This is a genomic window from Methylotenera sp. (assembly GCF_029946165.1).
Taxonomy (GTDB): domain Bacteria; phylum Pseudomonadota; class Gammaproteobacteria; order Burkholderiales; family Methylophilaceae; genus Methylotenera.
This window is the reverse complement of record NZ_JAQSDZ010000005.1, coordinates 298,175-318,119: the sequence shown is the minus strand read 5'-3', so window position 1 is coordinate 318,119 and position 19,945 is coordinate 298,175. Positions and strand designations below refer to the sequence as shown.

At 44.0% G+C, this 19,945-nt stretch carries 15 protein-coding genes and 1 riboswitch; of the genes, 6 read left to right on the top strand and 9 right to left on the bottom strand.

All coding sequences use genetic code 11. The features are described 5' to 3' along the window. Nucleotides 1-29: 29 nt before the first annotated feature. Nucleotides 30-800: a gamma-glutamyl-gamma-aminobutyrate hydrolase family protein gene (locus PSV17_RS03780; RefSeq protein ID WP_300479836.1), complete on the bottom strand. Its 771-nt coding sequence runs from the start codon at nucleotides 798-800 to the stop codon at nucleotides 30-32. Between the two features lie 175 nt (nucleotides 801-975). Here PSV17_RS03780 and PSV17_RS03775 point away from each other — a divergent pair, with 175 nt between their 5' ends. Then, nucleotides 976-2,529, top strand: a complete 1,554-nt coding sequence (locus PSV17_RS03775; RefSeq protein ID WP_300479835.1) for a PLP-dependent aminotransferase family protein — start codon at nucleotides 976-978, stop codon at nucleotides 2,527-2,529. Nucleotides 2,530-2,745: 216 nt separating this feature from the next. Then, nucleotides 2,746-3,237 carry a LapA family protein gene (locus PSV17_RS03770; protein ID WP_300479833.1) on the top strand — a complete coding sequence of 164 codons (492 nt, stop codon included), beginning with the start codon at nucleotides 2,746-2,748 and terminating at the stop codon, nucleotides 3,235-3,237. A 71-nt stretch (nucleotides 3,238-3,308) separates the two neighbouring features. Here the strand turns inward: PSV17_RS03770 and PSV17_RS03765 are convergent, their stop codons facing one another. The 4 genes from PSV17_RS03765 to PSV17_RS03750 are packed head-to-tail and all read right to left on the bottom strand — an operon-like array spanning nucleotide 3,309 to nucleotide 8,149. Continuing rightward, the gene (locus PSV17_RS03765) at nucleotides 3,309-4,526 is read right to left on the bottom strand and encodes an ABC transporter permease (RefSeq protein WP_300479831.1); all 1,218 of its coding nucleotides are present in this window, start codon (nucleotides 4,524-4,526) and stop codon (nucleotides 3,309-3,311) included. Then, entirely contained in the window at nucleotides 4,526-5,293 is a 768-nt protein-coding gene (locus PSV17_RS03760) for an ABC transporter ATP-binding protein (RefSeq protein ID WP_300479829.1), read from the bottom strand. The genes PSV17_RS03765 and PSV17_RS03760 overlap by 1 nt, the downstream gene beginning before the upstream one ends. Next, nucleotides 5,290-6,627: an efflux RND transporter periplasmic adaptor subunit gene (locus PSV17_RS03755; RefSeq protein WP_300479827.1), complete on the bottom strand. Its 1,338-nt coding sequence runs from the start codon at nucleotides 6,625-6,627 to the stop codon at nucleotides 5,290-5,292. The genes PSV17_RS03760 and PSV17_RS03755 overlap by 4 nt, the downstream gene beginning before the upstream one ends. Nucleotides 6,628-6,637: 10 nt before the next feature. Then, nucleotides 6,638-8,149, bottom strand: a complete 1,512-nt coding sequence (locus PSV17_RS03750; protein ID WP_300479825.1) for an efflux transporter outer membrane subunit — start codon at nucleotides 8,147-8,149, stop codon at nucleotides 6,638-6,640. 455 nt (nucleotides 8,150-8,604) lie between these two features. Between PSV17_RS03750 and PSV17_RS03745 the strand changes: the two genes are divergently transcribed. The 3 genes from PSV17_RS03745 to PSV17_RS03735 all read left to right on the top strand — a co-directional run bounded on the left by PSV17_RS03745 (nucleotide 8,605) and on the right by PSV17_RS03735 (nucleotide 15,370). Continuing rightward, nucleotides 8,605-10,548 carry a diguanylate cyclase gene (locus PSV17_RS03745; RefSeq protein ID WP_300479823.1) on the top strand — a complete coding sequence of 648 codons (1,944 nt, stop codon included), beginning with the start codon at nucleotides 8,605-8,607 and terminating at the stop codon, nucleotides 10,546-10,548. A 305-nt stretch (nucleotides 10,549-10,853) separates the two neighbouring features. Beyond that, a riboswitch (cobalamin riboswitch) is annotated at nucleotides 10,854-11,098 on the top strand. 209 nt (nucleotides 11,099-11,307) lie between these two features. Beyond that, nucleotides 11,308-14,106 (top strand): ribonucleoside-diphosphate reductase subunit alpha, encoded by a 2,799-nt coding sequence (locus tag PSV17_RS03740; protein WP_300479979.1) that lies wholly within the window; start codon nucleotides 11,308-11,310, stop codon nucleotides 14,104-14,106. Between the two features lie 115 nt (nucleotides 14,107-14,221). After that, complete coding sequence (locus tag PSV17_RS03735) at nucleotides 14,222-15,370, top strand: ribonucleotide-diphosphate reductase subunit beta (protein WP_300479821.1); 1,149 nt, start codon at nucleotides 14,222-14,224, stop codon at nucleotides 15,368-15,370. Between the two features lie 263 nt (nucleotides 15,371-15,633). On the opposite strand, the gene PSV17_RS03730 is transcribed toward PSV17_RS03735, so the two are convergent. From PSV17_RS03730 to PSV17_RS03715, 4 genes are all read right to left on the bottom strand, one after another. Then, nucleotides 15,634-16,215: a TMEM175 family protein gene (locus tag PSV17_RS03730; RefSeq protein ID WP_300479819.1), complete on the bottom strand. Its 582-nt coding sequence runs from the start codon at nucleotides 16,213-16,215 to the stop codon at nucleotides 15,634-15,636. 10 nt (nucleotides 16,216-16,225) lie between these two features. Further along, nucleotides 16,226-16,600, bottom strand: a complete 375-nt coding sequence (locus PSV17_RS03725; RefSeq protein WP_300479817.1) for a RidA family protein — start codon at nucleotides 16,598-16,600, stop codon at nucleotides 16,226-16,228. Between the two features lie 88 nt (nucleotides 16,601-16,688). Then, nucleotides 16,689-17,783, bottom strand: a complete 1,095-nt coding sequence (gene alr, locus PSV17_RS03720) for an alanine racemase (RefSeq protein WP_300479816.1) — start codon at nucleotides 17,781-17,783, stop codon at nucleotides 16,689-16,691. 106 nt (nucleotides 17,784-17,889) lie between these two features. Next, nucleotides 17,890-19,212, bottom strand: coding sequence for a D-amino acid dehydrogenase (locus PSV17_RS03715; RefSeq protein ID WP_300479977.1), 1,323 nt, complete (start codon nucleotides 19,210-19,212; stop codon nucleotides 17,890-17,892). 195 nt (nucleotides 19,213-19,407) lie between these two features. Between PSV17_RS03715 and PSV17_RS03710 the strand changes: the two genes are divergently transcribed. Next, nucleotides 19,408-19,905, top strand: coding sequence for an Lrp/AsnC ligand binding domain-containing protein (locus PSV17_RS03710; RefSeq protein WP_300479814.1), 498 nt, complete (start codon nucleotides 19,408-19,410; stop codon nucleotides 19,903-19,905). Nucleotides 19,906-19,945 lie beyond the last annotated feature (40 nt).

The window sequence follows — 19,945 nt, the reverse complement described above, 5'->3', positions numbered from 1 at the left end:
ATGAGTTCTTAGGTTTTGCATCTTTTGCGTTAATCTGGTGGCTCGTGCCTTTTCAATCTAAATCTACAAGCATCACCAAATGCTTGGAAAATAGCCAAATACTGTGGGTTTTCCATGACTTTCCACTCGGGGTGCCACTGCACAGCCAAAGTAAAAGCTTGGGCCTTTTCGACACGTATAGCTTCTACCAAACCATCTGGCGCGTATGCCTCTGCTACCAATCCTGTGCCAAGCCTATCTACGCCCTGACCGTGTAAAGAGTTCACCATCATCTGCGATGCGCCGATTATTTTAGCCAATTGACCATTCGGTACTAAGTCAATGTGATGAGCATGCGCATATTGAATCTCGCTAGAAACATCTTTAATTTCCCTGTGATCTTTCAAACCAGATACTTCTTGAACGGCTTGGTGCAAACTTCCACCAAATGCAACGTTTACTTCTTGAAAGCCTCGACAGATAGCCAATAAAGGCACTTCTGCTTTAACGGCTGCTTGCACGAGTTTTAAAGTGAGCGCATCACGTGCACGGTCTAAGGGTAAAGCTGGATTGTGCACTTCTTGATCGAAATGGGAGGGATGGACATTTGAAACGGAGCCGGTGAGCAGAATACCATCAGCAATGTTGATTAAAGCTGCTATATCTAATAAATCTCCGATGGCTGGAACCACTAAAGGTATTGCGTCTGCTGCCTCTGCCACCGCTACTAAATACTTATGACCCACCATATGAAATGGATGCTCACCGAGCGGCTTAACATCCGCTGGGATTAATACGACTGGTTTTCGTTTTGTTGTCATCGTTTTCAGATTGAGTTTATAGACTTACGTTTTTGCTATTCAGCAATTGCGTTGCCTTATAGCTAAGTATACTATTCCTATAATTGGTAATGCAACAAGAGCCATTTAGATTATTTAGATAGAACCACTTTAACACGCTTAAACCGCGCAGCTTCATTTGGAATTTTCTAATAATATGAAACAAGATGTGCTTTCAGAATGGTTATTAACTCAGCTTAACCATTCAGATTTTCCTGCTCGCATGCCAAACCACAGGCGCATTTACGAGGTGATCCGCCGCGCTATTACTACACAACTTTTAGCAGCTGGAGAACGCCTTCCATCTACAAGAAGTTTGGCAGAAGATTTAACCGTATCGCGCAACACCATTCTAGCGGCTTTTGAACAACTGTTGGATGAAGGATATGTCGCATCACAAACGGGTAGTGGCACCTATGTCACCTACAATCAGCACGATGGCTTTACAAAAAGCATTTCACAAAAAAACATTACAGAAATCCAATCAGCCAATGCAAGCGGTGAATTTGAATCAGAAAATATTGCTTTAACTGTTAACAATCCCATTGGCCTATCAAAGCGCGGCCTAGCTGCATGTAGCTCACGCAAAGACAGTAATATTAAAATAGGTAACGAAGTTCAACCTTTTACCCCAGGTGAGGATGATTACGCAGGCTTTCCTTATGCGCTATGGCGTCGATTACTCAATCGGCAATGGCGCACGCCAGACCCTGCCCTGCTCGACTCCAGTCACGATGGCGGTTATTTACCTTTACGAAAAGCCATTGCCGATTATTTACGTGTTTCTCGCGCGGTCAACCTCACATTCGACCAAGTACTGATTATCTCAGGCACACAACAATCCATTGATTTATGCGCACGCTTACTCACAGACCACGGTGATTGTGCATGGGTAGAAAACCCAGGCTACTGGGCGGCAAGGCGTGTATTGGAAGTGAATGGCCTACAACTACACCCAGTAAATGTAGACAAAGAAGGCATGGCACCAAGCATTAAAGATTACCGAACTATACCGCGATTAATTTATACTACGCCCTCGCACCAATACCCCAAAGGCATGGTCATGAGTTATGGCCGCCGCCGCTTATTGTTAGATTATGCGCAAAACTGCAAAGCATGGATTATTGAAGATGACTACGATAGCGAATTTCGTTTTGAAGGCCGTCCTATTTCATCCTTACAAGGCATGGATCAAAATGGTCGTGTACTTTATTTAGGCACCTTTTCTAAAGTCATGTACCCAGGCATACGCTTAGGTTATCTAGTGGTGCCACCCAATTTGGTAGAAAGCTTTAAAAGTGGCTTATACGAACTACAACGCCCTGGACAAGTCGTTATTCAAGCCGCACTGGCAGAGTTCATAGAAGAAGGCCACTTCGCAAGCCATATTAGAAGACTACGACAAATATACGGTGAACGCAGACGGCTACTACAAGCAGCACTAGCACCAATCGCCACAGTAGGCGCAAGGCTTTCCAGCGTAGATTCTGGCCTGCACTTAGTGGTGGAGTTTGATGCAATATGCGACGACGTGCGCGTCGCTGAACTAGCCTCAGTTCATGGCCTACGCGTATACCCGCTGTCGCACTACTGCATGGGCAAAAGCACAGAAAAAGGCTTAATTATCGGCTATGCGTATTCCGCCACGGAGCATATTACGGAGTATGGAAGTAAGCTGGCAGAGGTTATACAAACTGCGTTAAGGCAATGAATTAACTGAATCCGAATGAGCTAAACATTTTAAATTGCATACGCACTCGAGATTAATTACTATACAAACTGGCAGTGTTTAATTATAAGATTTAAAAAAAGAAAAGCGCGCGTAAAAAAACAAGTACTCACAACATTAATAATCGGACGGACGCACTCGCCCACATAGCAATCGTTAACCTTAATATACTTTGATTAATCACTGGAGTTGCTCCTCATGAAGTTTTCTACCCTGCTGTTAATTCTGACTCTAACTCTTATCGCCGCCTTTTCGGCGCTTAATTGGAGTGTTTTTGTTACACCAACTGAGTTGTCATTAGGTTTCACTACGACCAAAATCCCGTTAGGGCTAACCATGCTTGGACTGTTGGTACTTCTTACGATTTTATTTCTAGGCTTTGTGTTCTATCTTCAAGCGTCATCCCTTCTGGAAACTCGCCGACACACAAAAGAACTACAATCCAGCCGCGAGCTTGCAGATCAAGCAGAAGCATCGCGATTTAATGAGTTACAATTTTTTTTAAAAGCAGAGCTTGTGAAATTAACAAACTTACATGCGGAATCAAAATCCGAAATTAATACCAAAATTGAATTGATTGAGCACAATCTTCGAACCACAATTGAGCATTCAGGTAATTCGCTTGCAGCGTACATAGGGGAATTGGAAGATCGTCTTGAATCGATTAGAACTTCATCTACAAAAAGTTAACCACTCATTCAATGCGTCTACGCGAAAAAAGTGTCTACGCGAAAAGCCGTTCAGACCCTTTGAAACAAATGCTACTCATGCCTTAACGCTTCAATCGGATCCATTTGCGCAGCGCGTCTAGCTGGAAAGTAACCAAACAACACGCCAATACCTGCAGAAAATAGAAAGGACATTACGTTAGTGGTGACATCAAAAATAAACGGCACATTCATCAAAATAGAAAGTCCGTAAGAGGCAATGGATGCAATGATGATGCCTATCAGCCCACCAAGCGCTGACAGCACAACGGCCTCAATCAAGAACTGCAACAAGACTTCTCTCTCTAACGCGCCAATCGCAAGGCGCAGCCCAATCTCTCGTGTGCGTTCTGTAACGCTCACTAGCATGATATTCATAATACCAATGCCGCCTACCAGCAAGCTTACCGCGGCAACCGCACCGAGCAGCGTGGTCATTACCTTGGTCGTGCTAGAGAGTGTTTCGGCGAGTTGTTGCGTATCGAAAATATTAAAATTATCGTCATCATTCTCGGCAAGTTTACGACGCTCACGCAGCAAATCGCGCAGGCTAGCTTTTAATGGGCCGCTATCTCGGCCATCTTGCATTGAAACTAGCAGCGTACTCACTTTTAAACTACCCGTCACACGGCGTTGAAGGGTATGAAGTGGCACCAGCACTACATCATCTTGATCGCCCATACCGCCTTGACCTTTAGCATTCAGAATCCCTACAACAGTGCATGAAAACTGCTTGATACGTAATTGTTCGCCAAGGCCAGTCTGCCCTATTGTGCCCGCATAAAGTTCTCGGCGTACCGTTTCACCAATGACGCAAACGGCTGCACCAGCGGTTTGTTCGTCTGGGTCAAAAACACGGCCGCTCGCCAACTTCCAGTTTCCAGTCAGAAACCATGCGTTAGTACTGCCGTAAACAGTGCTAGACCAATTTCGCCCATTGGCGATCACCGTTACACTAGTGCGACCTTGGGGCGCAACTGCAGCTACGCCTCCAATTTCTGACTGTATGGCAACAGCATCTGCCTCGGTGAATTGCGGTACGCCGCCACCACCCCCTCCACCGCCAGGTTGACGTTGACCAGGATTAACCATTAACAAATTAGTGCCGAGGCTAGAAATTTGCTTCTTGATTGCTTGGGTGGCGCCGTTACCTAATGTCACCATAGTAATCACCGCAGCAACACCAATCACAATGCCGAGTATGGTCAAAAACGACCTAAGCAGATTGCGCCTAACCGACCGCAACGCCAACATAAAAACACTGAATAACATTAAATAACCTCAGTCGTATCTGTAGACATGGTTGTAGGCATGGTGGGATGTTCATTCAGCTCATCTTTTGCAATTTTGCCATCGACAAAAGTCACTATTCGATGTGCATATGCCGCCATATCCAACTCGTGTGTCACCATTAACACGGTTATGCCTTGGTCTCTATTAAGTGCCACTAAAAGCGCCATAATTTCATGGCTGCGCTGCGTGTCTAAATTCCCAGTAGGTTCATCAGCAAGTAACACCGCTGGCTCAGTCACAATGGCGCGGGCAATTGCGACACGTTGTTGCTGACCACCTGAAAGTTCTGCTGGTGTGTGATGCTCCCAACCAGTCAGTCCTACTGCCGCTAAGGCCTTGCTAGCGGCTATCTGCCGCTTTTTAGCATCATCACCGCGATAGAGTAAAGGCAGTTCTACATTTTCCTGCGCGGTGGTACGTGCGAGTAAATTAAAACCTTGAAAAACAAAACCAAGGTAGCGTCTGCGCAGTCTTGCACGCTGGTCGCGAGTTAAGTCTTCTACATGCGCACCTTTAAATAGGTATTGTCCATGTTTAGGGCTATCTAGGCAGCCTAGAATATTCATGGCGGTAGATTTTCCTGAACCACTTGGACCCATAATAGCGACGAACTCACCTGCATAAATACTTAAGTCAATGCCTTTTAAGGCAAGGAATTCAGTTGCGCCTGAGCCGTAGGTTTTCTTAACATCAATTAACTGTATAAATGGCAACTGCTGGGGCTGATTGATTAGTGGCTCACTCACGGTGCTACGACTTTCTGATCGGTTATTACTTGCATGCCTACTTTCAACTCACCACCGATTATTTGTGTCATGTGACCGTCGCTTATACCAGGTTTCACTGCGACGGCGATTGCCGCTGTGCCATCTTTAGGCAATACCCACACTTGTTTAGCTAAGGCTATATTTGCTCTTTCAGCACCAGATTTACGGTTACTTTTATTGCGCGGCATACTTGGCATTAAGCTCGTGGCGAGTCCCTTTTTAGCTACTGGCGATTTATCAGAATCGGCAGATGCGGGCGTGAATCGTAGCGCGGTGTTAGGCACTAACACCGCATCACTCACCTGCTGGGCTTTAATCGCGGCAGTCGCGGTCATACCTGGGCGTAGACTAAGGTCTGAATTATCAACATCTAAATAAGTCAGGTAAGTCACGACATTATCAGTAATGGTTGAGCCAAAACCTACGCGTGTAATATTTGCTGGAAACTTGCGTGTTGGATAAGCACTCACGGTAAAAGTAGCATCTTGGCCTAACTTAACCGAGCCAACATCCGCTTCATCTACATACACCCAAAGACGTAACTTTGTTAAGTCTTCCGCCATCGTAAACAAAGTCACCGCTTGCAGCGAAGCAGCCACAGCATTGCCTGGGTCAACTGCCCGCGTGAGCACCACACCATCTGAGGGCGCAACTATTGAGGCTCTACTTAAGTTAATTTGGTCTGTTGATAGCGCAGCACGTGCATCATTAACACCCGCCTTCGCACTCAGGTCATCCGCTACGGCTCTGTCATAGGTAGCGCGACCCGTATCAAGCTCAGATTTAGATGGCACTTTTCCACCTGATAAACGCGACACTTCTTCGAGTCTTTGCAAAGAAGCGGAAGTTTCTTTGATGGTCGCTTCGGTCTGTGCAACCTTAGCAATCGCGGCAGCCAAAGATGCTTTTGAACGCAACACCTGATCACTTAATTTTGAAGTATCAAGCTCCACCAACACCTGACCCTTTTTAATCACATCATTCACATCAACATTCACCTTGCGTACAGTACCTGAAAGTTCACTACCAATATTGATAGAACGTGTCGGCTGAATGGTGCCGTTGGCCGTCACGGTTAGAGTCAAATCACCACGCGTCACTTCTTGCGTTGTATATTTAGGTAATGCTTCTTTCGCACGTTCCGCCTGCCAGTATAAGTAAGCCGCAACAATGATAATAAGCAACACCAATCCACCCCACAAAGTCGAGCGGCGATACCAAGCAGCTTTTGCGGGCTCATCTAGTAAGGTCGCAATATCAATGGCTGCGTCTTTAGAGGTCATAGTTTCAGTTGAAGCTTTATTGGTGTTCATAAAGGGAAATTCATTTCGATTTTTCAGTAATTGATGTTGTTTTTTCAGCTTCGCTTGCCTGCCAGCCACCGCCTAACGCCTTATACAGGCGCACATGGTCTGAGCTTACAGCGGCATTTGCACTAGCTACGCTGTCTTGCGTACTTAATAATGAACGTTGCGTTTCAAGCACCGTTTGAAAATCAACTAGCCCACTATCGTAGCGTTGACGCGCCATAATCGCGGCATTGCTAGCTGCTTCAGAGGCTAAGTTCAGACGAGATACACGCTGAATATCCCCACGCAAGGCAACCAAAGCATCCTCAACTTCTTGCAGCGCAGTGAGCACAGTAGCTTTATAAGTTAAATGTGTTTGCGCCAATACCGCTTCTTGAGCGCGCACTTTAGCCCGCCTAGAGCCTCCATCGAATAATGGCATAGCCACGTTCGCCAGTAATGAACTCACCACAGAAGAACCGCTAGTTAAAGAGCCCAAAGTAAGCGCACTTAAACCAAGCGAGCCACTCAAAGAAAAATTGGGCAATCGCGCCGCATCCGCTTGCGCCAACTTGGCTAAATCAGCCGTCACCCGATACTCGGCAGCACGCACATCGGCACGTTGACGCAAAGTTTCAGCAGGAAAATTCAAAGCCAAGTCATTCGCTGCTTGGGGCACTGGGTTGGCTACTGACAATTGCTGCAACAAAGCGGCTGGTGGCTGACCAGTGAGTACCGCAAGCGCATGGCTCATCTGTGCAATGGAGGTCTGTAATGGAGGAATAATAGCGCGTGTTTGCTCGGCTGAAACCCTCGCTTGTTCAGCATCTAAAGCGGAAACTAGCCCTGCTTGAGTACGCCACCCGGTAATTTGCAAGGTTTCTAGCTGGCTAGTTAAGTTGCTATTAGCAATCACCAAGCGAGCCTGTGCATTGCGTAGAGAAATATAAGCCAGCGCGACTTCAGCTGCAATTGACACCTGAACATCACCTAAATTAGCCTCACTTGCCTGAGCAGTGGCTTCAATTGCGTTGAGTCCGCTTCGATTAGCGCCGAAAATATCCAACTCCCAGCTTGCATCCAAACGTGCTGAAAAGTTATTCACTGCACTTTTTTGACCCGATTTATTTCGTCCAGCCGATGCTGAAGTATCAAGCGTTGGCAACAAGGTAGCCGCGGCAACATCGCGCAAGGCTCGCGCCTCTTGCAGTGCTGACTTTGCGCTATTGATGTTGGTATTACTTTGCAAAGACTGCTGTACAAGGTTCACCAAAAGCGGATCATTAAACCGCTGCCACCAATGATTGAGCGAGCTTGAACTTGAAATCGCCACCGCTTCATCCACTGACCACTTCGCTGACACCTCAATTTTTTCGGATTCAGGATGGCTGGGGTTAATCAGCGCACAGCCATTGAGTGTCAGTAGCAAGCTGATTAAACTTATTAAGTTTAAACTGTAATTATTTTGATAATTACTTTTAACTTGATGATTGCCTGAGTGACTTTTTTGGTAAGGATTTTTGAGATCACCTAATAGTACATTCATAGGGTTAAAACATTCATAGTTTAGCTTTAAAACTCGTTAAAAACGTTGAATCTATTATGACGACATGCAGAAAAAATAGAATAGGCTGAATAGTAAATCCGTGTAAATCTGGGTAAAACCTTATTAACTATGACAGATAGGCTAAATTGGAGTAAGTTCGCGACTAGGTTCTTAAGTTAGCAACAAGCGAAATCTACATAAGTCAGCTCAATCACTATATGAGTCATTAGGCCGGGTGTACCATGATGTTTTTTATACCTACAGCAAACCAATTACATCGACTAAAAATATCATCTAAATATCTTGAATATAAATCATTGCCCGATTGAAAGCTTTCTAGCAGTTTTATCTTTAAAATCAATGCATCAGGCCATGCTTAAGCGCCCGTTGTGTTACTTAACAAGTAGTCAATATGCTAAAATGTAGACTACAACCATTATGAAACATAAACACCTATGGCTCGCAACGTTACCGATAAAACCCAATATCGCTTCGCTGACTTAGTTGATCTTTCAGCATTTGCAAGCATGCTGGAAAGCTTCGCTAAGGCAACTGGCATTTCCAATGGGCTGGTGGATGTAAATGGCGAGTTGCTTAGTCAGGCTGGCTGGGAAAATGCCTGTACGCGCTATCATCGCGCCCACCCAGAAACTGCCCAGCGTTGTCGCGAAAGCAATTTAGCTATCATGCATGACTTGCGTGACGGCCACGTTGCTAACAGCCTATGCCACAACGGATTGATGGATTATGCCACGCCAGTGGTAGTAGAAGGCCAGCAACTAGCCACCTTGTTTTTGGGACAGGTTCTGCACACAGCACCTGATTTGGAGTTCTTTAGAAATCAGGCAGAGAAGTTCGGGTTTGACGAAATAGAATATATGAAATCAATTGAGTCTGTTCCGATCATTGATAAGTCTCACGCTGAAGCTCTCATGACCGTCATGGTGGGAATGGCTCAAACGCTCGCTGCAAGCGGACTCGCTAGGCTCAGGCAAGCTACGCTGGAGCATGAGATTAGTGTTAACACCGAAAAACGAATCCAGCTTGAGGATATTCTAAATTTTTCTCCAATTGCAATCGGCTGGTCTGATGACGATGGGCGGATAGAATACATCAACCTTCAATTCACCCAATTGTTTGGGTATGAACTCAGTGACTTGCCTAATTTAGAAACATGGTACCGTCTAGCCTACCCAGACGAGAACTATCGAGAGAGTGTTATCCGTCCATGGTTAAGGGATGTAGCGCGTTCACACCAAAGTGGCTTGGAAGCCGATATTGTCTGCAAAGATGGTAGTGTCCGACGTGTTATCATTAGAGCATCACGGGTCGCGCAGCGCCGACTGGTCAATTTTACCGACATTACTGAACATTGGAAAAGCGAGCAACGCGAGCAGGCGCATGATGCAATGCTGGGAATGGTGGCCAGAGGAGCTAAATTAAATGACATTCTTATTGCTATCGTTCAAGAGATTGAGCGGGAGGATAAAACCGCCCTTTGTAGCATTATGCTATTAGATTTTGAAGGAAAGTGCCTTCATACTGGCGCCGCGCCCAGTCTGCCAGAATCCTACAACAATGCCCTCGAGGGAGTAGAAATCGGCCCAAATGTGGGTTGCTGTGGTACAGCAGCCTATCTTGGTCAGCGCGTAATTGCTGAAGATATTCAGACAAATGAGCTTTGGAAGCCGTACGCTCATTTAGCGCAAAAGGCTGGATTGCGTGCATGTTGGTCGGAACCTATTATTTCTTCTCGCGACAAAGTGCTGGGAACATTTGCTATTTATCATACCGAGCCAAAAATTCCAAAACCTTGGGATATTGAACGCATAGGCTACGCTGCAAATCTTTCTGCTATTGCTATTGAAAACCGCTATGCGCTGGAAGAGTTGGAACGCCGTGCATATACAGACTATTTGACGGGCCTGGCCAACCGCCGCTACTTTTTTGAAAAAGCAGAAAATGAATTGGCACGCGCCCTGCGTTATAGTAAAAAATTGTCTATTTTGATGCTGGACATAGATCATTTTAAACAGGTTAACGATAACTACGGCCACGAGGCAGGCGACGTAGTCTTAAAAAAATTGGCGGAAATCTGCCTTGCCTCGCTACGCGCCATTGATATTATCGGACGAATTGGTGGCGAAGAATTTGCTATTTTACTGCCAGAAACATCGATAGAAACCGCCATGGAAACTGCTGAACGCTTGCGAATTGCGCTTTCTTCTACAGCAGTGCAACTAGACAACGGATTGTCACTGCATTTCACGGCTTCATTTGGCGTGGTGACACTTGAGGAAAAAAATGACACTGTGGATATGCTGTTGAATCGAGCCGACCAAGCGCTTTATAAAGCCAAGGGCGATGGACGCAATCGGGTCTGTAAGTATCAACAATAACCTTTAGTTTCGTGAAGCAAAAAACTCTAAGATGAAGTCAATAAGTGTCATTAGAAGATAGTTCGTTAAAAATTTCAATAATGGTGTACTTGTCTACAAACAGATAAACCAGTTTATCTCGAACTCATACCCCAACAAGCCCACACTGGATGAAAGCTTGCTATTAAACAATTGCTTTTACGCAATATTGCTAGTGCGCATTTTAGTTAAGCTAAAATTCCATTATTTATTCAATCGCATTAAATAACCTTCTAAAATTTAATCAACATATAGTGATTTTATATTGTAACTTTCCGCTATATTGCGTTATAGTCTTATCACACGGTTCTTAAGTTTTAGTCAAAACCTAAGATAAAAGGGAATACGGTGCGATGTTTGAGTCATATTTTCAAACACTTATGCCCTAGCTGCCCCCGCAACTGTAATCAGCGAGTAATTTGTTACGCTTAGTTAAAAGCACTTGCCACTGAATTGGATTGTCAATTTGGGAAGGCCAACAAATCATGATGACCTGAAAGCCAGGAGACCTGCCGTGTGCGTTTTTGTGTATTTTGCGATGATTAAATTTAATCATGGTTGGAATGCGCAAAAATATTTTTATAACGTTTGAGGCGGGGTGTCCTCGGCAGATGACTAGTGCATTCACTATTGGTGCATTCACTATTCGCCATGCTGTTTTTAATATTTGCGCAGACTCCATGTCAGCTAGTCGCGCCAATTTTAAAGCTACCTGCCCTTTTTGAAAAAGGGAATATCCAAATGGATGATGTCAGACCTTCTGTTAACTCAGATTTATCTTTACCCACAATGCAAGTCATTCGTCGCAACGGCGCTGCAGTTCAATTTACACTCGATAAAATTACTATCGCAATCACCAAAGCATTTTTAGCGGTTGAAGGTAACCAAAGCGGCGCCTCGCAACGTGTGCGCGATCAAGTCGCCACATTAAGTCAATTAGTTAACCATGCTTTAATGCGTCGCTTGCCTACTGGCGGTTCGATCCATATTGAAGATATTCAAGACCAAGTTGAATTAGCACTCATGCGCAGTGGCAACCACGATGTGGCACGTGCCTATGTTCTTTACCGTGAAAAACGCAATGCTGAACGCGCTGCAGAAAAAGCGACCCATACATCTACAGAGCCTATGCATTTGCTTAGTGTGAATATGGATGGAAAACTGATTCCTCTGGATATTAATCAACTCAATGAAATGGTGAGTGAGGCTTGCTTAAACTTAGAAAGCGTTCAACCAAGCCTAGTGGTAGAGCAAGCAGTTCGCGATTTGTACAACGGCATTCCATTTACAGAAGTCTATAAAGCGCTGATTCTGTCTGCTCGTAGCCTGATTGAAACTGAGCCGGCCTACAATTACGTGACCGCCCGTTTGCAATTAGATTTAGTACGAGCTGAAGTGCTCGGCGAACGTGTGAGCCATGCTGAAATGGATGCTCATTACGCGGAGTATTTTCCTCGTTATATCAAATTAGGCATAGCTGCAGAATTGCTAGATTCAAGATTAGCCCAATTTGACTTAACTAAACTAGCGGCTGCTTTGATCAAAGAACGTGATTTTCAATTTGGTTATTTAGGCATACAAACCTTATATGACCGTTACTTTTTACATATTGAAGAACGCCGAATTGAGTTACCGCAAATTTTCTTTATGCGCGTAGCGATGGGTTTAGCGATTAATGAGATAGACCGCGAAAGCCGTGCAATAGAGTTCTACAATGTTTTGAGTAAGTTCGATTTTATGAGCTCGACCCCTACTTTATTTAACGCTGGCACCCTTCACTCTCAGCTTTCTTCTTGCTACTTAACGACCGTCAGTGATGATTTAGACGGAATTTATCAAGGCATTAAAGAGAATGCCATGCTGCAAAAATACGCAGGCGGCTTAGGCAATGACTGGACGCCAGTGCGTTCTTTGGGCGCGCGCATTAAAGGTACAAACGGCAAGAGTCAAGGTGTAATTCCATTTTTAAAAGTCGTAAATGATACGGCTGTTGCCGTGAATCAAGGCGGCAAACGCAAAGGTGCAGTCTGTGGATATTTGGAAACTTGGCACTTAGACATTGAAGAGTTTTTAGATTTACGCAAAAACACAGGCGATGACCGTCGCCGCACGCATGACATGAATACCGCGCATTGGATTCCCGATTTATTCATGCGCCGTGTGACTGAAGCTGGTGATTGGACATTATTCTCACCTTCTGATGTGCCAGATTTACATGATAAATACGGCAAAGCCTTTGAAACCGCTTATGTGGAATATGAGCGCCGTGCTGAAAATGGTGAAATCAAACTGTTTAAGAAAATTCCTGCTCTGCAAATGTGGCGCAAGATGCTTTCTATGTTATTTGAAACAGGCCATCCTTGGATTACATTCAAAGATCCATGCAATATTCGTTCACCACAGCAACATGTGGGCGTGGTGCATAGCTCAAACCTGTGTACAGAGATCACGCTAAACACATCAGAAACTGAAATTGCCGTGTGTAATTTGGGTTCTGTGAATTTATTGCAACATTTAACCGAAGTTAAAGGCAAGTTAGTGCTTGATACCGAAAAATTACAAGCCACTATTAAAATTGGCATGCGCATGTTAGACAACGTGGTGGACATTAATTTTTACCCAGTTGGTAAAGCCAGAAATGCCAATACCCGTCACAGACCAGTAGGCATGGGCATTATGGGCTTTCAAAATTGCTTGCATGCTATGCGGATTCCTTACGCCAGTATGGAAGCTGTGGGATTTGCTGACCATGCAATGGAAATGGTGTGCTACAACGCTTATTACGCTTCAACCGTGTTAGCAGAAGAGCGTGGCGCCTATTCAAGTTTTAAAGGCAGCTTGTGGGATCAAGGTATTTTGCCGCTAGACACATTAGATTTATTACTTAATGAACGTGGCGGCAATGTAGAAGTTGATAGAAGCAAAACGCTAGATTGGGATGCTTTGCGCACCCGCATTCAAAAGGTTGGTATGCGCAACTCTAACTGCGTGGCCATTGCACCCACGGCAACCATTTCTAACATTGTTGGTGTTTCTGCGAGCATTGAGCCTGAATACCAAAACCTATACGTTAAATCTAACTTATCTGGCGAATTCACTATTGTGAATGAGCAGTTGGTGATTGACCTAAAAGCGCGTGGACTTTGGGATGCCGTCATGGTGTCTGATTTAAAATACTTTGATGGCTCATTACAAAAAATAGACCGCGTACCAGCTGATTTAAAACAGCTATACGCAACTGCGTTTGATGTTGATCCAACTTGGTTAATTGAAGCCGCAGCGCGTCGCCAAAAATGGATTGACCAAGCGCAATCACTCAATTTGTATTTTGCTGTGCCATCTGGCAAAAAACTGAATGACACCTACTTGTTGGCATGGCAACGCGGTTTGAAAACTACTTACTACTTACGGTCATTAGGTGCAACAGCGGCGGAGAAATCGACAGGCTCGGGTGGCGAGTTGAATGCAGTTTCGGCGGGCGTAGAAGAAGCCCCGAAGTTGTGTTCGATAGACAATCCAGAATGTGAATCTTGCCAATAATTTTTTTGTAGGAGGGGCTTGTAGCCCCGAATAGCAATTCTGAGCGAGGAGTCAATTGCTTTCGCGACTACAAGTCGCTCCTACAAAAACAACCAACAAAAATTAAGGAAAAATCATGCTTTCATTTGAAGATGATGTGGTACTCGAAGAAACACCAATAACAACGCCAGCATTAAAAGTAGTGAAAAATAATGCTTTAACTTCACAATTAGCCGCACCAGTCGCCGCCAATCAACCCGCATTCAGCGGCCGTGTTAACGCCTCTGATAAACGCATGATTAACGGCCAAACTGACGTTAACCAACTCGTGCCGTTTAAATACCATTGGGCATGGGACAAGTATTTAGCGGGCTGTGCTAACCATTGGATGCCGCAAGAGGTGAGTATGAGCCGAGACATTGCACAATGGAAAGATAGCACCGCTCTCACGGATGACGAGCGCTTAATCGTTAAACGTAATTTAGGCTTTTTTACTACCGCTGACTCACTCGCAGCGAACAATATCGTGCTCGGTACTTACCGCCATATTACCGCGCCTGAATGTCGCCAATACTTGCTACGTCAAGGTTTTGAGGAGGCAATTCACACGCATGCTTATCAATATATCGTAGAAAGTTTGGGTTTAGACGAGTCAGAGGTTTTTAACGCCTACCAAGAAGTGGCGAGTATCAAAGATAAAGATGATTTTTTAATTCCGTTCATCAACATTTTAACTGACCCTACATTTAAAACTGGTACGCCCGAGGCGGATCAAAAGCTGCTTCGCTCATTAATTGTGTTTGCTTGCATTATGGAAGGCTTATTTTTCTATGTAGGCTTTGTGCAGATTCTTGCACTCGGTCGTCAAAATAAAATGCAAGGGGCCGCTGAGCAATACCAATACATTTTACGTGATGAATCAATGCACTGTAATTTTGGCATAGATGTAATTAACACGATAAAACTTGAGAACCCGCATTTATGGACAGCTGAATTCCGCGAAGAAATCAAAAGCTTGATGCAGCAAGGTGTAGAACTAGAATATCGTTACGCAGAATCGACTATGCCGCGCGGCGTACTAGGGCTAAATGCCACGATGTTTAAAGAATATTTACGTTTTATTGCCAATCGTCGTTGCACGCAGATTGGCTTAGACATTCTTTATCCTGGGGCGACAAATCCATTCCCATGGATGAGTGAAATGATGGATTTAAAGAAAGAGAAAAACTTCTTTGAAACCCGCGTGACCGAGTATCAAACTGGCGGTGCTTTAAGCTGGGATTAGCTTAAAACAAATCATTAATGAGCAGTTTACTAATTAAATAATTCGTCATACCAGCGAAAGCTGGTATACCGTCAGGGTAAATATTCAGGCTGTTGCTATAAATTATCATTCTTGATTAACAACCGTGCCAGCCTGTTAAGCCTGACCTGCCATCACTGAAGCAAAAACTGCAAAATTAGTACGAGTATTTAACGAGCTCTTAACCCATTTATACTCGGTTAAGTTCTAATAATGCAGTTTCTAGTGAGGCATATAGGCTGAACTTAAAAACTTCTACTTTTTAAGCGTTCTATGCGTTTATCTGGTACCAGCCAGATACAAGCCACTACTGCATAAATCAAACCAGAGATTATAGGCCAGAAGAATGCAGCTACGATACCCACAACATATAGAAAGGAAGTTAACTTACCTTTGATATCTCGCCCAACTACTTTGGCTAATAAGGAATTTTCACCTTGGCTAACAATAATAGTGTGTTGCAATATTGCATAAGCAAACGCGGCCATTAACAATACAAGCCCATAAAGTGCAGATGGAATGGCGGTGAAGTGATTCTCCCCCACCCAGCCAGACACAAACGGGAATAGTGATAGCCAAAACAATAAGTGTAAATTAGCCCACAATATGCTTCCGTTCACCTTCTCCACTGTCTGCAACATATGGTGGTGATTGATCCAGTAAATGCCCACGTATATAAAGCTCAACACATAGCTTAGAAATACAGGAACCAATGGTTTGATTGACGCAAAATCATTACCATGCGGCACTTTCATCTCCAGCACCATAATCGTAATGACAATGGCAAGCACGCCATCGCTAAAAGCTTCTAGACGGTTCTTTTCCATTAAGTCTTACTCAAGCCAAAGAAACAATCGCTTCAATTTCTACTAATACATCACGCGGCAATTTAGCTACTTGCACTGTTGAGCGTGCTGGAGTGTGGGTGCCAAAAGCTTCGGCATACACTTTATTCATGGCGACAAAATCATCAAGATTCTTTAAAAATACAGTCGTTTTAACTACTTTATCTAAACTTGATCCAGCCGCTTCAATCACAGCTTTTAAATTAGCCAAGACTTGCGTGGTTTGCACCGTAATATCGCCTTCATGCAAAGTACCATCCGCACGTAATGGAATTTGCCCTGACGTAAATAATAAGTCGCCTACTACCATAGCTTGTGAATATGGGCCGATTGCGGCTGGTGCGTTTGGTGTTTGGATAACGTGCATATGAAGTCCTTTTTTGAAAAAGTTAATGTAGCGAGATTATAATATAGCGTGATATGAAGTGTAGGAAGTTATGCTAGAGATAACGCGCTTATATATTAGCCGCATCAAAATATTGAAAATGTGCGCGTTTTACATTGCAAAACAGCTCATAAGCAATGGTGCCAGCGCTTATAGCTACTGCATTGGCAGACACGTTATTACCCCATAACTCTACAGAACTACCAATACTTGCATTAGGAATGTCAGTTAAATCGACAAATAGCATATCCATAGAAACGCGACCGATTAAGCGTGTCATTTTACCTTCAACTGCCATAGGCGTTCCAGTCACAGCTGATCGTGGATAACCATCAGCATAACCGCATGCAACCACGCCCACCACTGTGTCACGTTCGGCGGTGAATATGCTGCCGTAGCCTATAGGCTCACCCTGCTTAATAGTCCGAATCGAGATGATTTGCGAATTAAGCTGCATCACAGGTTTCAGCTTGGTGTCCGTATTCATTAATGGATCTGCGCCGTATAACATGATGCCGGGTCGCGTCCACTGGTTTTTTGTATCACCTATGCATATAGCCTTCTTCCAACCTAAAATTGCGGCTGAGTTCTCCAAGCTAGTTTCTGAGCCCAATCCGTGAGTAGCGTTGTGAAAAATCTCGATTTGCTGCAAGGTATGGTTCGAACTAAGATTATCCGCATTGGCAAAATGCGTCATCATTACTATATTTGCCACGTTTTTATGGTTTTTTAAACGCTCATAAGCTTGACCATATTCACTTGGCGATAAACCAACTCGATGCATGCCGCTATCCATTTTCAGCCACACATGCAAAGGTTTGGCGAGTTTAGCCGCTAACAAAATTTCTATTTGCCATTGAGCATGCACTACAATCCACAAATCATTCGCGACTATTTCTGGCAGTTCTATCGCCTCAAAAAAGCCTTCTAGTAACAGAATCGGCTCAGGTAGACCTGCTTCCCGAAGTTGCAAGGCCTCTTCTAAACAGGCAACAGCAAAGCCATCAGCTTCACCTTCAATGGCTTTAGCACAATGCACAGCACCATGCCCATAAGCATTGGCTTTAATCACGGCCAAGGCTTTACCACCATGCGATTGTTTGGCAACACGGTAATTATGCCTAAATGCATCTAAACGAATATGAGCGATTATTGGGCGTGACATGACTATTAATTTTGCTTTGAGTTAAGTTAATTTATTTGGGATTATCGATTGCTATTAAGCACCACTATTGAACTTTAAATTATTTAAACCTAGAGATTATTTAAACCTAAATATTATTCATTGCAAGGCTTATTTGTGCGTATTTATTGTAGCGACTTCCAGCATATCGACCAAGCGACAAATCATCTGTAAGAATAGTTGGTTGAAGATTGGCAATTAAATCTGCGAGCACTTGCCCAGAACCACACGCCATTGTCCAACCCAGCGTGCCGTGACCAGTGTTGAGCCAAACATTGCTATGTAAAGCAGATGCTTTGCCTATGATAGGTGTGCCATCTGGCGTCATTGGACGTAACCCTGTCCAAAACAGCGCTTGCGAAGTATCACCAGCATTAGGAAATAACCCATTTAACACCATCTCTAAGGTTTCACGTCGGCGTGGATTTAAGCTTAAATCAAACCCAGCTAACTCTGCCATGCCACCCACGCGAATGCGATTATCAAAGCGGGTAATAGCAACTTTGTAAGTTTCATCCATCACGGTAGAAATAGGTGCGGCATCACTATTAATGATGGGCACGGTAAGTGAATATCCTTTTACCGGGTAAACTGGAATATCTAAGCCCAAACCTTGCATTAATTGCCGCGAATAACTGCCTAGCGCAACTACATATTGATCTGCATCTAATATTTCACTGCCACTTTGAGTGCTAATTTCCACACCAGTCAGCTTTCCCTGAGCAGTTAGCAAGCGATTAATAGTGACATCTTGCCTAAATTTTACCCCTAGTTTTTGCGCTTCTTTCGCCAAATTAATAGTAAACATCTGGCAATCTCCAGTTTCATCGTGTATCAGACGTAATCCACCTAATAAATTATCTTTTACCGAGGCCAACCCCGGCTCAACTTTGACGCAAGCTGCTGGGTCTAAATGTTCAAACGGCACGCCCATGCGTTTTAGTACAGCGATGTCTTTTGCTTCGGCATCTAATTGTTTTTGCGTGCGAAATACCTGCAAAGTCCCTTGGGTACGCGCCTCATATGCAATGCCAGCATTCACACGAAGTTCACCTAAGCAATCTCGGCTATATTCAGCTAAACGTATCATGCGCTCCTTGTTAAGGTCGTAACTTTTAGCATTGCAGTTTTGCAATAACTTAAGCGTCCATTGAAGCTGCCATAATGACCAATCTGGTTTTAATGCAAGTGGTGAATGACGCTGAAATATCCACTTAAGCGCCTTCATTGGTACGCCTGGCGCCGCCCAAGGTGCAGAGTAACCCGGTGATATTTGTCCAGCATTGGCATAACTGGTTTCTAAACCTACCGCTGGTTGCCGATCTATCACAGTGACATCAAATCCCTTTTTTGCCAAATAATAAGCGCTTGTTACACCTACTACACCAGAACCCAATACCAGCACTCGCATCATGACTCTCCACTAAATCATTCACACGGCATTCAGAATTTATTCTATGTTAGTTTATTAAGTTACATAGATAACAGTTAACTAATTATTACAAATTATTTAGATAAGTATGCTTAATATCATCATTAAATTGATATTAATCTCCAAATTTCTGACTTATGATAGTTTTTACCTGAATTAATTAAGGATTGCATCATGAGAATTCGTACCCATGCTGTTCGTGAGCTTGACCGTATAGACTTAAAAATTCTATCCGTGTTGCAAGAAAGTGCCCGCATTCCTATTACAGAACTTGCCGAACGCGTTGGGCTTTCGGTGACACCATGCGGAGAGCGAGTTAAGACTTTAGAAAAAGAAGGTGTGATTTTAGGTTATCACGCCCGCCTCGACCCGCACTCACTAGGTTTGGGTTTATTAGTCTTTGTTGAACTAAAACTTTCAACAAAGTCTGGCGCCATATTCGGCAAGTTCAAACAAGAAATTCTCAAGCTGCCCAGCGTGCTGGAATGCCACTTAGTGTCTGGTGATTTTGATTATTTAATCAAAGCACGAATCGCGCAAATGGCAGATTACCGAACCTTACTAGGCGACATATTACTCACGCTGCCGGGCGCACAAGAGTCTAGAAGTTATATTGTGATGGAAGAAGTTAAAGAAGGCTTAGCTTTGCCGTTACTGGAAAACAAAGATTAACTTAATAGAAAGATAAAGCTATAAGAAAGCCAACTCGCCA

Excerpts from the sequence above, each read along its gene's own strand:
- PSV17_RS03780 (WP_300479836.1), bottom strand. The coding sequence starts at position 800 with ATGACAACAAAACGAAAACCAGTCGTATTAATCCCAGCGGATGTTAAG.
- PSV17_RS03775 (WP_300479835.1), top strand. The coding sequence starts at position 976 with ATGAAACAAGATGTGCTTTCAGAATGGTTATTAACTCAGCTTAACCAT.
- PSV17_RS03770 (WP_300479833.1), top strand. The coding sequence starts at position 2,746 with ATGAAGTTTTCTACCCTGCTGTTAATTCTGACTCTAACTCTTATCGCC.
- PSV17_RS03765 (WP_300479831.1), bottom strand. The coding sequence starts at position 4,526 with ATGTTATTCAGTGTTTTTATGTTGGCGTTGCGGTCGGTTAGGCGCAAT.
- PSV17_RS03755 (WP_300479827.1), bottom strand. The coding sequence starts at position 6,627 with ATGAACACCAATAAAGCTTCAACTGAAACTATGACCTCTAAAGACGCA.
- PSV17_RS03750 (WP_300479825.1), bottom strand. The coding sequence starts at position 8,149 with ATGAATGTACTATTAGGTGATCTCAAAAATCCTTACCAAAAAAGTCAC.
- PSV17_RS03745 (WP_300479823.1), top strand. The coding sequence starts at position 8,605 with ATGGCTCGCAACGTTACCGATAAAACCCAATATCGCTTCGCTGACTTA.
- PSV17_RS03740 (WP_300479979.1), top strand. The coding sequence starts at position 11,308 with ATGGATGATGTCAGACCTTCTGTTAACTCAGATTTATCTTTACCCACA.
- PSV17_RS03735 (WP_300479821.1), top strand. The coding sequence starts at position 14,222 with ATGCTTTCATTTGAAGATGATGTGGTACTCGAAGAAACACCAATAACA.
- PSV17_RS03730 (WP_300479819.1), bottom strand. The coding sequence starts at position 16,215 with ATGGAAAAGAACCGTCTAGAAGCTTTTAGCGATGGCGTGCTTGCCATT.
- PSV17_RS03725 (WP_300479817.1), bottom strand. The coding sequence starts at position 16,600 with ATGCACGTTATCCAAACACCAAACGCACCAGCCGCAATCGGCCCATAT.
- alr (WP_300479816.1), bottom strand. The coding sequence starts at position 17,783 with ATGTCACGCCCAATAATCGCTCATATTCGTTTAGATGCATTTAGGCAT.
- PSV17_RS03715 (WP_300479977.1), bottom strand. The coding sequence starts at position 19,212 with ATGCGAGTGCTGGTATTGGGTTCTGGTGTAGTAGGTGTAACAAGCGCT.
- PSV17_RS03710 (WP_300479814.1), top strand. The coding sequence starts at position 19,408 with ATGAGAATTCGTACCCATGCTGTTCGTGAGCTTGACCGTATAGACTTA.